Genomic DNA, 15624 nt, shown 5'->3' with positions numbered 1-15624 from the left:
AGCCCATTTCTTTATTACATGTCCACAAAGAACTTTTTATACCACACTAGGAATACATAGGCTGTCCAAATATAACGACCTCGGTTTGATTTTCCTTCATAGTGTTCATCTAAATAGCCAACTAATTGTTTTGTATCAAAAAATTCATTGGCAAAGTCAGTAGTAAACATTTCTTTTACCATGTTGTAATACTTTTCTTCACGCAACCAGTGACGAATTGGCACTGGGAAGCCTAACTTCGGACGTTTAGCCCATTCTTCTGGTAATTCTTGATGTGCAGCTTGGCGCAGAACATATTTTGTATCAATGTCGTTGACGCGATATTGAGAAGGAATATTTTTAGCTAATTCCATTACTTCTTTATCTAAGAATGGTACACGTAATTCAATCGAATGCGCCATACTCATCTTGTCAGCTTTTAATAAAATGTCGCCTGGCATCCAAAGATTTAAATCTAAATATTGCATTTTCGTCACATCATCTTCGCCTGGTACTTCGTCATAAATACGTTTTGTAATAGATTTTACAGATGGTGCATTTTTATAGTCAGGTTTTAGAACATTAATTGCATCTACTTCATCCCAAACTACTGCTTCCCCTATAAAGCGTTCCTCTACCGTTTGACCACCTTTAATAAGGAAGTTCGTATATTGGCTTTTAGGTAGAGCTTCCGCTATTCCACGTAACGTTTTACGAACACCAAATGGAAGTTTTTCATATTTTTGCATTCTTCCTGAGTTTTGATACCAAGAGTAGCCACCAAAAATTTCATCCGCACCTTCACCTGATAGTACAACTGTTACATCTTTAGAGGCTAGCTCTGAAAGGAAATACAGAGGTACAGAGGAAGGATTCGATTGTGGCTCATCCATATGCCATTGGATTTTTGGAAGAGCTTCAAAACACTCATCTGCCGTAATATATTTACGTTCATTTTGAATATTTAACGTATCAGATAAATCTTTTGCTAGGTTCGTTTCATTAAACATATCTTCATAATCAGCAAACCCAACTGAAAATGATTTATCTGGACGTAATAAGGACGTAATATAACTTGAGTCAATACCACCTGATAAGAATGAACCAACTTTTACATCACTGATTTTATGAGCTTCTACTGATTCTTTAACAGTTGAACGTATTTCTTCAATGTATTTTTCAATGGAAGCTTCTTTAGCATGGAATTTTTTATCCCAATATTGCACAATTTGCTTTTTGCCATTTTGAATGAGCATATAGTGTGCTGGTGGTAATTTAAAGACCCCTTTAAAGAATGTCTCATCCATCGAAGAATATTGGAATGTTAAATAAGGACGTAATGCCTTTTTATTTAATTCTTTAATAAATGAAGGATGTGGTAAAAATGATTTAATTTCAGAGCCAAAAATAAACGTACCATCTGTTGTATGTTCAGAGTAATACAATGGTTTAATACCAAAGCCATCACGAGCAATGAATTGTAAATCATTCTTTTTATCCCAAATACAGAAAGCAAACATACCACGTAGCTTTTTCACAAAGTCTACACCGTACTCTACATAGCCATAAATAATAACTTCACTATCTGATTGCGTTTTAAAAGTATGTCCTTTTTCAATAAGATCTGCACGCAGCTCTTGGAAGTTAAAAATCTCTCCATTGAATACCAGCACAATATTGCCGTCTTCACTATATAATGGTTGATTCGCTACATCTGATAAATCAATAATACTTAATCGTCTGAATCCTAACGTTACTGTATCGTCACTGTGAATACCACCACTATCTGGCCCGCGGTGAATAATTGTATTCATCATATTTTCAATTGTTTGATGATGATCAATCACATTTGTTCCATTAATATAACCTATAAATCCGCACATTCTATTTTTCACCTCATAATTTAGTGCATAACCTTTACCATAATAGCATGAAAAGACATTCATTTCATGCTGACAATGCTAATAAAGGAAACTTTCATCGATATAATTGTATAACAAAATTTATTGTGTTTCATTCTACTATAAAATACCCTTCAATACGAAGGAAGGGATAAAGAATTATAAAACACTTTGCTATTATTTTCAATGTCAAAGAAGCCCCTACTCTATATAGACTTCATGTATAATAGGAAAGATTCCTAAATTGAAAAGAAAGTGAGTTTCTAACTATGTATGATGTAATCGTGATCGGTGGTGGCCCATCTGGTTTAATGGCGGCGATTGCTGCTGGAGAGCGGAAAAAGAAAGTTTTATTGTTAGAAAAAGGTGCAAAACTTGGCAAAAAATTAGCCATTTCTGGTGGTGGGCGCTGTAATGTGACCAATCGTTTGCCTGTTGAAGAAATCGTGAAGCATATACCTGGTAATGGTCGTTTTCTTTATAGTCCTTTTACCGTTTATAATAATGAAGATATTATTGCATTTTTCGAAGGGCTTGGTGTTGCTCTAAAAGAAGAGGATCATGGTAGAATGTTTCCTGTATCTAACCGTGCACAAGATGTTGTCGATGCGCTAATTCGTCAGCTTCAACGTTTACATGTTGAAGTTCGTTTACACACTGCCGTTAACAAGCTTGTCATGGATGAAGAAAAAATTCTTGGTGTCCGTCTTACAGATGGCTCCGAAATTCGTAGCCAAGCCGTCATTGTAGCCGTTGGTGGCAAGGCTGTCCCACAAACGGGATCGACAGGCGATGGCTATCCATGGGCAGAGCGAGCTGGCCATACTATCACAACTTTATTCCCAACAGAAGTCCCTGTTATATCGAAAGAGGACTTCATTCAAGCACGTGAACTACAGGGTCTAGCCTTACGTGATGTTGCTGTCTCTGTGCTAAACAAAAAAGGGAAGGTACTCGTTACCCATCAAATGGACATGCTCTTTACACACTTTGGCTTAAGCGGTCCTGCCGTTTTACGCTGTAGCCAATTCGTTGTGAAAGAATTAATGAAAACAGGCTATGAGCCCGTAACAATGCGTATACAAACTTTAACTAATTATAATGAAGAAACATGTCTACAATATTTAAATAAGTTGATCAAAGAGGATCCGAAAAAGGCTGTGAAAAATGTTTGGAAAGGCATCGCCCCAGAACGTTGGCTATTATTTTTATGTGAACAGGCAAATATCGATGTACAAGTAACGGGTGCCGAATTATCCCAAGATAAAATTCGTCAGCTAGCTCGTTTACTTGTTAACTTCACTTTGACAGTAAGCGGCACACAATCACTTGATAAAGCATTCGTTACAGGTGGTGGTGTCTCCGTAAAAGAAATTGAGCCAAAAACAATGGCTTCCAAGAGAAAAGAAGGGCTATTCTTCTGTGGTGAAATCCTAGATATTCACGGCTATACAGGAGGTTATAATATTACCTCCGCCCTTGTAACGGGACGTATCGCAGGAATGAATGCGGCATTATAATAATAGAAGAAAAAGCGTGTCCGGACAAAACGGACACGCTTTTTTAGCTTTCACTAGACATATATACTTCTTCAAATGGCTGGATAATGACGAAGCCCTCACCCGAAAACGCCATCTGGATTGATTCGCCACTTCCACGACCGATAAATGTACGGAAACTAATATCTGTTTTAAACTCAGGTGTTAAATTCCCTGACCAAGCGACAGTGGCATGTGGGTCAGTATAAACCGTTTCACCTGGTTTTACTAATAATGTTAATGGTTCGAAGTGTGTTGTAATCGCTACTTTTCCTGTCCCTTGTAACGTTACATTAAATAAACCACCCGACATGATGCCAGCCATTTTTCGCATTAACCGTATATCCCAGTTGATGCTAGGCTCAAAAGCAAGTAGATCATTACCATTTACACAAAGACTGTCGTTTTTCAAATCAAAGACGGTTACTTTCTTACCTTGATCGGCTAAATAAAGTCTGCCCTTTCCACTCGCTTTCATCAATTGTGTACCTTCACCTGTTAAAGCCTTTTTAAACATCTTACCAAGTCCGTGCTCCAACACGCGCTCACGTTCAAATTTAATGTCTCCTGTATAGGAAATCATTGCCCCCATCTTGGACCATACTTCACCGTTTAAATTAACCTCTAATACACGCTCAGTTTCCAATTCAAAATAATCATTTTCTTGATCATCCTGCTGTGTTTTATGAACAAATTCATCTAAAGAAAATTTCCCCATAGTAGATCCCTCCTTAATTACTTTATATACGATTACTTTTGAGAAAAGATTCAAATTTTAGCTGTTTATCCCTTATCCCGTCTTTCGTTATAAATTTTCTCTTTTAATAACGAAATCTTTTTATTTCCAGTAATGGTATTGACATCAGGTATGCACTGTTATACATTAAACGAGGAACCGATAATTGTTATATAACAATTAATACAAAAAAATAACTATATAAGTGCCATGTGCGAAATGACACCTATACAGTTATCGCAAAAATAGATTATTGAGTAGCGGAAACGTCTCCAACATTTTGTGCCGCTTTTAAAGCAGTTTGTTTACGTACATCAGCACGTAAGGTGATTGAAATGACTAATGAAGCAGCGATTAACCCTGCAAATACATAGAATACAGGAATATAGCTTCCATAAGCATTTTTGATAGTGCTTACTAACAACGGTCCGAAAATGCCACCCAATGACCAAGTTGTTAATAAATAACCATGGATCACACCAAGTTGTTTCGTTCCAAATAAATCACTTGCAAAAGCAGGTAAATTTGAGAATCCTCCACCATAGCAACTAACGACTAAGAAAATAAGTGCTTGGAAAATAATCACGTTCGTTGTATGTGGTAAAACGATAAATGTAATTAGCTGTGCTGTAAAGAAAATAACAAATACATTTGAACGTCCAATATAATCAGACACAGCGGCCCAAATTAAACGACCACCACCATTAAATAACCCCATGATTCCTACCATCGCTGCAGCGCCTGCAACTGATAGCCCCACAATTTCCTGTGCCATTGGTGAGGCAACAGAAATCATCATAATTCCTGCAGTAACATTGACTAAATGCATAGACCATAGCATCCAGAAATGCTTTGTTTTGACAGCCTCACGTGCTGACATAACTGCTAAATCTTTCTTTACTACTTCTTTGCCGTTATCGGCTGCTGCCTTCATATTAGCTGGCATATAACCAGGCTTAGGCGGCGCTATATATGAAGCCCCTAAAATCATTAACGTGAAATAACTTGCCCCTAAAATAAAGTATGTTGTAGAGATGCCAACTGCCTCCATTAAGTTGGCTGCGACTGGCGCTGTAATTAGTGCACCAGAACCAAAACCAAGTACGGCCATCCCTGTTGCTAGACCTCGTCGATCTGGGAACCATTTTACAAGCGTTGATACTGGCGCAATATAACCAATCCCCATACCTAATCCACTAAGTACGCCATATGTTAACCAGTACAACACGACCGAATCCATTGAAATTGCAACTCCTGCACCAGCTTGTCCTGCTCCAAATAAGACAGCTGCTACCATCGCCGATTTACGTGGTCCCATCTTCTCTACTAAACTACCAAATAATGCAGCTGAAAACCCAGCAAGCCCCATCATAATGGTAAAGGCAACCGTTACCTTTGTTTCACTCCATCCCATTTCTGTGACAATAGGTATCTTGTATACACTGTATGCATAGGCTCCACCGATTGAAAGGTGAATAGCGATTGCAGATAATGCAATTAACCATCTATTTTTATTCATAAATTCTCATTTCTCCCCTCTTTTGCTACCTGTGAAAATTCTATGAACGTCCATGTTAAACAATTTACCACTTAGAATTATTCAAATGCAAGATGTTTTTCTAAAAAATATTATTTCTCCAAAAAGTATTTTGTTTTTCCATTAATGTTTTTCATTAAATAAACCCTACAGTCTCTAAGCAAAACAGCGTTTATCCTACAAAAAGCATAACACATTTTAGCTATTATTACTTTTCTACTCTATTTTATAAATAACCACTAATTATATTAAAATAATTATTTTTGTGCATAATTTCACATTCAACAGATGCATACGTCTCTTTTTACCATTTCTAACAGGAGTCAGCAACACTTAAAATGAAGCAAATGCATTACACAGAATGTAGAATTTTTTAGAATAATAGAGAATTTTACAATAGTAACAGACAATTTTTTTATTTTTAAAAATATCTTTAAAAATGGTATAACACCTCTTTTTTTACTTAAAATTGCAAAAAAACACTTTTATAACAATACAGTGAATGTATAATTTTTAAACCACTTTCAATTTTCCTTCATTTTTATTATTCAAATATATATTTTTTTCAACTAAATTTGAACCTTCAACACTCTGAATCAGAATCAATTGCTTCTATCAGGTTATATATATGCTAGAACAGGTCCATTTTTCGCGAAATATTATTTTTGTAAAAAAACAAAACATATCAAAAAAAAACAGCATGCTAGAAATATTTCCAACATACTGTACAAAATAATAGATTTTTTAAGTTGTTTTTCTTTTCATATAAAGCAAAGTTCTTATTTCCTTATAGTAAATACATAGCAAAATTCCTAGTAAAATCAATAAGGAGCCATATACTTGGACACTTGTAGGAAATTGCTTTAAAAAAATAGCACTTAATAGCATAGCGATAGCTGGCTCAAAATTCAATAATAGTGAAGCATTCGTTGAGCCAATCTCCTTCATTTTTTGATTCCAAAGTAAATTACTAATTCCATGAATAATAACCGCTGATATAATGAGCAGCATCCAATAAGGATATGTTACTTGCCAATTTATTCGTGTCCACATCGTAAACGAAAATGGGACAAGCACCAGCAAACCGATTAGATTTGTATAAAAGGTGATGGACTGGGCTGATAATTTCAGACTGAGATGATTCACAATAATAAGGAATAAGGCAAAGCTTAGCATCGTAATTAAACTTAGCACTTCCCCCTTTCCAATAGAAATGGCGATGAGGGCTCCTTTAGTAATGATGAGACCAACCCCTATAAATGAAATGATTGCCCCTAACCAAAATATACCGTTTCGTGATTCATGATAAATCATTTTATTAAGTAAAGATGTGACAATCGGTGCGCAGGCTAAAATTAATGCCGCGGTAATAGGAGAGGTATGCTGAAGACTTGCATAAAAGCTATAGTGATTGATGGAAACACCTAGTATTCCTGCAATGATCAGCAACAGTAGGTCATTACGTGTAAACGTTGTATGAATAATTGCCTTCCAACTAATGCAGCCTAAAAATAGGACAATGACCATTAATCTAAATATGGCAACCATGATTGGAGACCAATGTTCAATTAAAATAGAGCCAATAATAAAGTTACTGGCCCAAAAAAATACACAGCTAAATAAAATCATATAGATCGTTAGTTGCTTCATATTTATCGCACCTGTATATAAGAGACTTCTACATAGTTCATAATCAACTCTTTTAAAAATCTACTTCCCTTTCTTGTATTTCTTCCTATCTATTAAAACATAAGTATAGCAAACTAGAAATTTTCTAGTTTGCTATGGTATCTAAATAAGGGGGATTTAGATTGATACTTAATTGATAAACTGGCCTTTTGACATAACCACCCGTTTTGATGGTTTACGTGCAATGACTTCAGCGCTAGAAACAGCGTCAAAGAAAACAAAGCTTGCTTCATCTTGCACGTTTGGCCAAACCTTTTGACCATTTGCATCCAATGGTGTGACACCATTTGTAATGTATTTTAATGTTTGTCGAATAGAACGCTCATCTAACTTACGTGTATTGTCTGCAAAAGTCGTTGCTTTTTCTAAAATATCTCCCGAGCCATATGGACTCCATGAATCATAAAAGCCATCACAACCAAAGTGAACATCTACTCCATGCTCTGTTAGTAAATCAATCGGTGGGATTAATCGTCTTAAATCAAATGGCACCGTTGACATAATTTTTACTTGCTGCTGCGCTAGACGATCTGCAATTTTATGCTGTTCCATAGCTGATACATCTCCAAGAGAAAAGGCATGACTAATAGCCGTTCTCCCTTGATAGTTTGCATCCTCTACCATATCGATCCATTTATCGATTGTATAATAGCCAACATGACCACCATCATGTAGATGAATATCAACATCTACATTAAATTCTTGTGCGATATTCATGACTTCATAAAGAGAAGGCTCAATCGAATTATCAATACCAGCAGGATCTAGCCCACCAATCATCGTTGCCCCATTGCGCAAGGCTTCACGTAATAATTTAGGCACATCATCTCTTAGTAAGCCATGCTGTGGAAAGGCAATGATTTCTGATGTCACAACACCTTTATAATCTTCCAATGCTTCTAGCACACCCTCTAAGTTTTTTAAGCCAATGTACGGATCGATATTGATATGTGTACGAATATGATTGGCACCATTATTGAGGATTTTCTCAATCATGGCTGCAGCACGTTGTTTCCCAGTCGTTGCAAGGACCGATAATTCTTGTGCTTCACGATCCAAGCGTTCTTTCAAGTTCTTTACAGGCACACATGCTTTCCATGGTAAAGATAAGTATGTCTTATCTAAGTGATTATGCATTTCTTTAAAGGCTGGTAATAGCAGCTTCCCTTTCATATCTGTTACTTCATCTAGAGAATCAATTGTTTGTGTTGCTGGTACAATTTGAGAAATAAAGCCATCCGTAATTTCAAGGTGAAAAAGCTCCACCTTTGTACCGACAGTATCATTTTCTTTTAGATATTCTCCTGTTTCAAGTAGAACATTTGTAAGCCAGTGCTTCATCTGTATTCTCCTTTCAACTCTCCAACTTCCTGTTGGTGAATAATATGTCCTTGTGAAATAACTGTAGTAATAGGGCATCTTCTTGCTACAACATGTGCAGTACTAATTCCATCTACTAAAAGCATATTGGCTTTATCACCAACCTGTGGCCAAACACGTTCTCCGGCATCATTCAATGGAGTAATGCCACCCGAAGCATATTTCCAAGCACGACTTAATGAATATTCATCAATAAAACGGAATCTCTCCGCCATTACATTTAACTTCATAATGGTGTTTCCTGTACCATAAGGAGACCAATGATCTGTTAAACTATCATGTCCAACAGAAACTTTTACACCATTGTTATAAAGGTATGGAATCGGTATCGTCGAGCGATTAATATCCGTTGGCACCGTTGTTGTAACATCCATTTGCACAGCAGCCATCGCCTGAACTAAGTTTTCTAATCTTGATTGTTCTAAATCCGCAAGCGCCATTGCATGACTAATCGTAACTTGTCCTTCTTTTTTCGCCTGTTTTGTTAATTCGATTAGTTTATAAAATTCAAATTCACCTAAGGTATTAGCTGTATGAATATGAATATCAATCCCTGCCTGATAGTCTTGAGCAATAGCCATCGTTGTTTGCAATGATTTCTCAATATTTCTATCTACAATGGATGGGTCAACTCCTCCAACAAGCGTTGCACCCATTGCCATCGCCTCACGGATCAGTCCTTCCACATTCGAGCGCAGTAAACCATGCTGTGGGAAAGCCACAATATCATAAGTAATTTGATCTTGATATGTTTCTAACACTTGCTTTGTTATTTCAATATGCTTGGTCCCAATTTGTGGGTCCACATTACAATGCGACCGTATATGTGTATGTCCTTGTGAAATTAACCACTTAACCATTTCCTCAGCCCGATAAGCCGCGGTCGGTAATTGTTTAGGAAGCAGCGTTTGTTCTTCCTCGATGCGCGTTAATATCCCTTTTGTAATAGGTCTTGGGGCCTGCCACTCTCCACCAAAATAAGTTTTATCAATATGAATATGCATTTCTCGGAAAGATGGTACTAATAATTGCTTCTGTGCATCTACTATCTCTACATCGCCATCGACTACTATATTCTTATCTATTTGTTGAACATATCCATCTACAATTAGAACATCATAAATAGCAGTACGCGTTGCAACAATGCGTTCATTTTCATGCTCAAATGCCTCTTCTAATCTCACATTTTTCAGCAGTAATTTATTCATAGTTTCCTCCTCATTGGTATTTGTAGGTTTCAGCAAGTTTGATTATTCTACAATTTCAACGCCACTGATCATCGTATAGTTAGATGCATCTAACCAGAACCCTTTGACAGCATTACTGTAAACAGCTAAATGCTCGTAGTTACGAACTGGAATATACACAGCATCATCTAACTCCATTTGCATTGCTTTTTTGTAGATTTCATTACGTGCCTCTTGATTTGATTCAGAACGTCCTTGCTCAATTAGCTTGTCTATTTCTGGATTTGAATAGTAGAAATGGTTTCCTGGAGGTCCCATAGAAGCAGTATGGAATAGATTAAATTGGTTATAATCAGCATCTCCCGTTGCATTACCCCAGCCACTAATAAATATTTGGTGTTGTTCTTTCGTAATTTCAGAAATAAATGCGCCGTATTCCATTACTTGAATATCAACGTCTAGACCAATGCCCTTCAATTGAGATTGAATAACCTCTGCCATATTAATACGCTCTTTACGGTCGCTCGTTAGTAATTTAACTTTTGTTCCTTCTTTAACACCCGCTTCTTTTAATAGTTCTTTTGCTTTTACTACATCATAATCATATGGCTTTGTTTCACTAGAGTAACCGATAATTTTTGGACTCATTGCGGAATTGGCAAGTGTACCTACATTATCATAAATACCGCTAATAATTGCTTCACGGTCCACTGCATAACTAATTGCTTGACGCACTTTAACATCTGATAACAATGCATCTTTCACATTGAAACCAATGAATTCTACTGCCAATCCTTCTGCGCGGAATAGATTCATAGTTGGTGAATTTTCAATACGATCAATTTCAGTTACTGGCACTTGCTCAGCGATATGCGCTTCTCCGCTTTCAATCATCGCTAAACGTGTAGAATCCTCAGGTACTACTTTAAATGTTACTTTATCTACTTTTGGTACTGTACCCCAATAGTCTTTGTTTGAATTTAATGTAATTTCTTGACCTGATTTCCAAGCATCAAATACAAATGGACCTGTCCCTACTGGATGTGTTGCTAATTCATCTGCCGCTTCTGCAATAGCTTTCGGGCTAATCATACTACCTTCCTGACTTGCTAAAATTGATAAAAGTGGTGCATATGGCTCCTTTAATTTCAACGTGACAACATACGTATCATCGACTACTACTTCACTAATCATTGATAATTTATCACGCTGTGGTGACCCAGTCTCTGGATCTAAAATGCGATCGAATGTAGCTTTTACAGCTTCCGCATTAAAATCAGCGCCATCATGGAATTTAATGCCTTCATTTAAAGTAAATGTCCATGTGACATCATCTTTTTGTTCCCACTCTTTTGCAAGTAATGGAGCAATTTTACGATCTCTATCAAAAGCAACAAGTGTTTCATATACTTTGCCATGAATAATATTCGCTGAAGGGATATCTGTAATAAAGTGAGGATCAAGGCTTGTTGCATCTGATGCTCTTAAAACAACTAATTCCCCTCCTACACTTTTAGATCCCTCATTGGAACCTTCAGCACTCTTATTACTAGCAGTTGAGCATGCCTGCAAAACTAGAACAGTAATTAGTGTCATCAATAAAAAAAGCTTCATTCTCTTCATAAACATTTCCTCCTTTTATGTTTTCATCCTTACATCTCGAATTATAAAGAAATAAAATTCACTTGTTTTTTAAAATCTTTACTTGTTTTTTAAATTTTCTGACTAATACCTTCTAAAATATTTACATTCTTTACGCTTTTCACTAAATTGAAATCAAATCAACTAGAAAAGGAGTTTCATTATGGATAAAGTAACTACTACTATCGACCATGCTGTTTTAGTGAATGCACGTAAAGCTTCTAGAAAAAAGAATCTTGTCTCGTTCCTAAACAAAATCAAAAAAAATAAGGCCGCTGTCGCAGGGGGTATCATCATTCTTCTATATATATTGATGTTTCTTATCGGGCCAATTATAGCTCCTTATGATCCATTCGATGTTCAGTTAGATCAAAAATTACAAGGACCCAGTTTAGATCATTTAATGGGCACAGATGACAAAGGACGAGATATTTTAAGTCGAATATTATATGGCTCCCGTTTATCTCTTGGTGTTGGTATTTCAGCCGTGTTATTTGGTGGAACAATTGGGACAATCCTCGGGCTTATCTCTGGCTACTATGGAAGATGGATTGATTCAATTATTAGTCGTATTTTAGATATCATGCTTGCCTTTCCAGGTATATTACTAGCTTTAGCGATTGTCAGCGCTTTGGGACCAAGTCTTATTAATGTAACTATTGCTGTTGGATTCTTTTCCATCCCTATGTTTGCCCGTATTGTACGTGGATCGACAATGGAAGTAAAAAAGTTAGAATATATCGATGCTGTTAAAACACTCGGTGCAAATGATATGACCATATTAATCAAGCATATCTTCCCGAATATTTTATCACCTATTATTGTCCAAGCATCTATGCGTTTAGCAACAGCCATTTTATCTGCTGCAGGTCTGTCATTCTTAGGATTAGGTGCACAACCACCATCTCCTGAATGGGGTGCCATGTTATCAAATGGTAGGGATTTTCTTTTTACGGCCCCATATATGGCCCTTTTCCCAGGTATTATGATTTCCATCCTTGTTCTAGGATTTAACCTATTCGGAGATGGTTTACGAGATGCTTTAGATCCAAGAATGAAAAATTAAAGGAGAGAAGTTATATGACATTATTTATCCTAAAACGACTTGCTCAAATTATCCCCGTGACGCTCGGTGTAACGCTTGTTGTTTTTCTAATTATGCAAATGATTCCAGGCGATCCGGCCATCATTTTAGCTGGTGAAGGAGCTTCACAAGAAACCGTTAATGAATTACGTGAAAATTTAGGACTGAATAAGCCTTTAGCCATTCAATATACAGATTACATTAAAAATCTTTTACAAGGTGACATGGGTCATTCTTTAAAAAATAATCAACCTGTATTTGAAGAAATTACCGCTCGTTTACCAATTACAATTGAGCTGGCCTTTTATAGTATTTTAATTACCATCGTTCTTGGGCTTATTGCCGGCATCATCTCAGCAATCCGCCCCTATTCTTTCATGGATGTTGGTTTAATGATTGTGGCATTATTAGGAATCTCGCTCCCTAGTTTCTGGTTAGGTATTTTATTAATGTACGTTTTCTCCGTACAGTTACATTGGCTACCTGTTGCAGGTTGGGACAGTGCTAAGCATATTATTCTACCTGCGGTTACACTGGGCGCAGGTGGTGCTGCTATCGTTGCACGTATGACACGTTCAAGTATGTTAGAAGTCGTCAATCAAGATTATATTCGAACAGCTAAAGCTAAAGGCTTAAAAGGTTATATTATCATTTTAAAGCACGCATTACGGAATGCTTTAATTCCAGTTATTACAGTAGTAGGCTTACAGTTTGGTAGTTTACTTGGCGGCACAGTATTAGTAGAATCTGTTTTCGCCGTAAACGGATTAGGTCGAATGATTGTCGATGCAATTCGTACACGAGATATACCAATCGTGCAAGGAGGCGTACTAGTCGCTTCATTAATATTCGTATTCATTAATCTTTTCGTCGATATTTTGTATCGAATCTTTAATAAACGGATGGATTTAAACTAGGGAGGGAAAAAACAGATGAAACAAGATACAGTGTTAGAAGTAAAAAATTTACAAACTTATTTTTATTCGAGTGAGGGAGTCGCTAAAGCTGTGGACGGTGTTTCCTTTACACTTCAAAAAGGAGAAACGCTGGGCATTGTCGGAGAATCTGGTTGTGGGAAATCCATGACTTCCCTTTCACTACTTCGATTAGTCCCTTCACCCCCTGGCAAAATTGTTAATGGTGAAATTCTTTTAAACAATACAGACATCTTGAAATTATCAGATGAAGAATTACGTAAAATTCGAGGTAATAAAATATCAATGATTTTCCAAGAGCCCATGACAAGCTTAAATCCTGTGCTATCCGTTGGTGAACAAATCGCTGAATCCATTCGTTTACATCAAGGTTTATCACGTAAAGAAGCATGGCAAAAAGCGGTGGATATGATTCGCCTAGTTGGCATTCCAGCCCCTGAAAAAAGAGCGAAACAAGAGCCGTATCAGCTAAGTGGCGGGATGCGTCAACGTATTATGATCGCGATGGCACTTGCTTGTACGCCAGATGTTTTAATTGCTGACGAACCGACGACTGCCCTAGATGTAACCATTCAAGCTCAAATTATTGATATTATTCAAAATTTGCAAAAGCAGTTAGGAATGAGCATTATCTTCATTACCCATGATCTTGGTGTTGTAGCTGAGATTTGCGATAAAATTGCCGTTATGTATGCAGGGCAGGTTGTAGAGGAAGGCACAACTGATAGCCTTTTTGAAAAACCATTACATCCTTATACTAATGGTTTAATTCAATCCTTGCCAAAACTATATGAGGATCAAGAGGAATTATCTACTATTCATGGAACCGTTCCAAGTCCATATCATTATCCAATTGGCTGCCGCTATGCAGAACGCTGTCCATTTGCTACAGAATTATGCCTTGAAAAACAGCCTGAACTTCTTACGATTGAGCCAGGGAAAAAGGTAAGATGCTGGATGTACAGTAAGGAATGGCAGGGAGCAACACTTATGGAGGAGATGACCGTATGATAAAAGAGCAGCAAGCACAGCCACTACTACAAGTAAATAATTTAAAACAACATTTTTCCTTAAAAAAAGAAAAACTCTTCGGTCCACAGCAGGTGGTTAAAGCGGTGGACGGTGTTTCTTTTGAGATTATGCCTGGTGAAACACTTAGTATTGTTGGAGAATCTGGCTGCGGTAAATCAACGACAGGTCGCTCTATTTTAAGATTAGACGAACCTACATCTGGAGAAGTGTTATTATTCGGCAAAAATTTAGTAACGATGAATAAAAAAGAGCTGCGAGTAGCGCGCAAGGACATTCAAATAATTTTCCAAGATCCGTATGCATCTCTGAACCCAAGACGCACTATTCGCAAAATGTTAACAGAGGCCATGTCTATTCAAAAAATAGTTCCACCAGAGCAGCAAGAGGCACGCATGATCGAATTAATGTCACTTGTCGGACTGCGACCAGAATATTTGGAGCGTTATCCACATGAATTCTCTGGTGGACAACGTCAACGTATTGGGATCGCAAGAGCACTTGCCGTCAATCCCCAAATTATTATTTGTGATGAATCGGTTTCTGCCCTGGACGTATCTATCCAAGCACAAATTTTAAATTTATTGAAACAGCTACAAAGAGATTTAGATTTAACCTTTTTATTTATCTCACATGATTTAAGTGTAGTGCGCCATATATCAGACCGGATAATGGTTATGTATCTTGGAAAAGTCGTAGAAATTGCTGATAAGCAATCCCTTTTCACCCAGCCGCATCACCCTTATACAAAAGCACTGTTTTCGTCGATTCCAGTTATTGACAAGGAGCATCGTAAGGAGCGTATTATTTTAAAGGGAGACCTACCATCACCGTTAAATCCTCCTACAGGCTGTAGCTTCCATACACGTTGTCCGTTCGCTACAGATAAATGTAAAGCAGAGGTGCCCGCTTTACGGGAAATTACGGCAACCCATAAGGTAGCTTGCCATTTTGCAGAAAATTTAGTTTAATGTAACTTACACTTATA

General features: G+C 37.1%; 12 protein-coding genes. 5 read left to right on the top strand and 7 right to left on the bottom strand.

Annotation, left to right across the window (positions count from 1 at the left end):
• Positions 1–14: 14 nt before the first annotated feature.
• Complete coding sequence (gene asnB, locus KVT27_RS12285; protein WP_217581413.1) at positions 15–1862, bottom strand: asparagine synthase (glutamine-hydrolyzing); 1848 nt, start codon at positions 1860–1862, stop codon at positions 15–17.
• 287 nt (positions 1863–2149) lie between these two features.
• Here asnB and KVT27_RS12280 point away from each other — a divergent pair, with 287 nt between their 5' ends.
• Positions 2150–3400: a BaiN/RdsA family NAD(P)/FAD-dependent oxidoreductase gene (locus KVT27_RS12280; RefSeq protein WP_036119679.1), complete on the top strand. Its 1251-nt coding sequence runs from the start codon at positions 2150–2152 to the stop codon at positions 3398–3400.
• Positions 3401–3443: 43 nt separating this feature from the next.
• On the opposite strand, the gene KVT27_RS12275 is transcribed toward KVT27_RS12280, so the two are convergent.
• The 6 genes from KVT27_RS12275 to KVT27_RS12250 form a co-directional block, all read right to left on the bottom strand.
• A complete protein-coding gene (locus KVT27_RS12275) occupies positions 3444–4136 on the bottom strand; it encodes an AIM24 family protein (protein WP_008176687.1) in 693 nt (230 codons plus the stop codon).
• A 268-nt stretch (positions 4137–4404) separates the two neighbouring features.
• The gene (locus KVT27_RS12270) at positions 4405–5673 is read right to left on the bottom strand and encodes an L-lactate MFS transporter (protein WP_036119682.1); all 1269 of its coding nucleotides are present in this window, start codon (positions 5671–5673) and stop codon (positions 4405–4407) included.
• Between the two features lie 762 nt (positions 5674–6435).
• Positions 6436–7341: a DMT family transporter gene (locus KVT27_RS12265; protein WP_217581412.1), complete on the bottom strand. Its 906-nt coding sequence runs from the start codon at positions 7339–7341 to the stop codon at positions 6436–6438.
• 168 nt (positions 7342–7509) lie between these two features.
• Positions 7510–8721, bottom strand: coding sequence for an amidohydrolase (locus KVT27_RS12260; RefSeq protein ID WP_150907004.1), 1212 nt, complete (start codon positions 8719–8721; stop codon positions 7510–7512).
• On the bottom strand, positions 8718–9968 hold the full coding sequence (locus KVT27_RS12255) for an amidohydrolase family protein (RefSeq protein ID WP_036119690.1): 1251 nt from the start codon (positions 9966–9968) through the stop codon (positions 8718–8720). The genes KVT27_RS12260 and KVT27_RS12255 overlap by 4 nt, the downstream gene beginning before the upstream one ends.
• A 42-nt stretch (positions 9969–10010) precedes the next feature.
• Positions 10011–11570 (bottom strand): glutathione ABC transporter substrate-binding protein, encoded by a 1560-nt coding sequence (locus tag KVT27_RS12250; protein WP_036119692.1) that lies wholly within the window; start codon positions 11568–11570, stop codon positions 10011–10013.
• Between the two features lie 181 nt (positions 11571–11751).
• On the opposite strand from KVT27_RS12250, the gene KVT27_RS12245 reads away from it, so the two are divergent.
• From KVT27_RS12245 to KVT27_RS12230, 4 genes are read left to right on the top strand one after another with little or no spacing between them, the layout of a single operon-like run.
• Entirely contained in the window at positions 11752–12654 is a 903-nt protein-coding gene (locus tag KVT27_RS12245) for an ABC transporter permease (RefSeq protein ID WP_008176675.1), read from the top strand.
• 14 nt (positions 12655–12668) lie between these two features.
• Complete coding sequence (nikB, locus tag KVT27_RS12240; protein ID WP_008176673.1) at positions 12669–13589, top strand: nickel ABC transporter permease; 921 nt, start codon at positions 12669–12671, stop codon at positions 13587–13589.
• A gap of 15 nt (positions 13590–13604) precedes the next feature.
• Positions 13605–14618: an ABC transporter ATP-binding protein gene (locus KVT27_RS12235; protein WP_036119695.1), complete on the top strand. Its 1014-nt coding sequence runs from the start codon at positions 13605–13607 to the stop codon at positions 14616–14618.
• A complete protein-coding gene (locus tag KVT27_RS12230) occupies positions 14615–15607 on the top strand; it encodes an ABC transporter ATP-binding protein (RefSeq protein ID WP_208705404.1) in 993 nt (330 codons plus the stop codon). The genes KVT27_RS12235 and KVT27_RS12230 overlap by 4 nt, the downstream gene beginning before the upstream one ends.
• Positions 15608–15624 lie beyond the last annotated feature (17 nt).

This window comes from Lysinibacillus sp. GbtcB16 (genome assembly GCF_019091145.1).
Lineage (GTDB): Bacteria > Bacillota > Bacilli > Bacillales_A > Planococcaceae > Lysinibacillus > Lysinibacillus fusiformis.
This window is presented reverse-complemented; position numbering and strand designations above follow the sequence as displayed.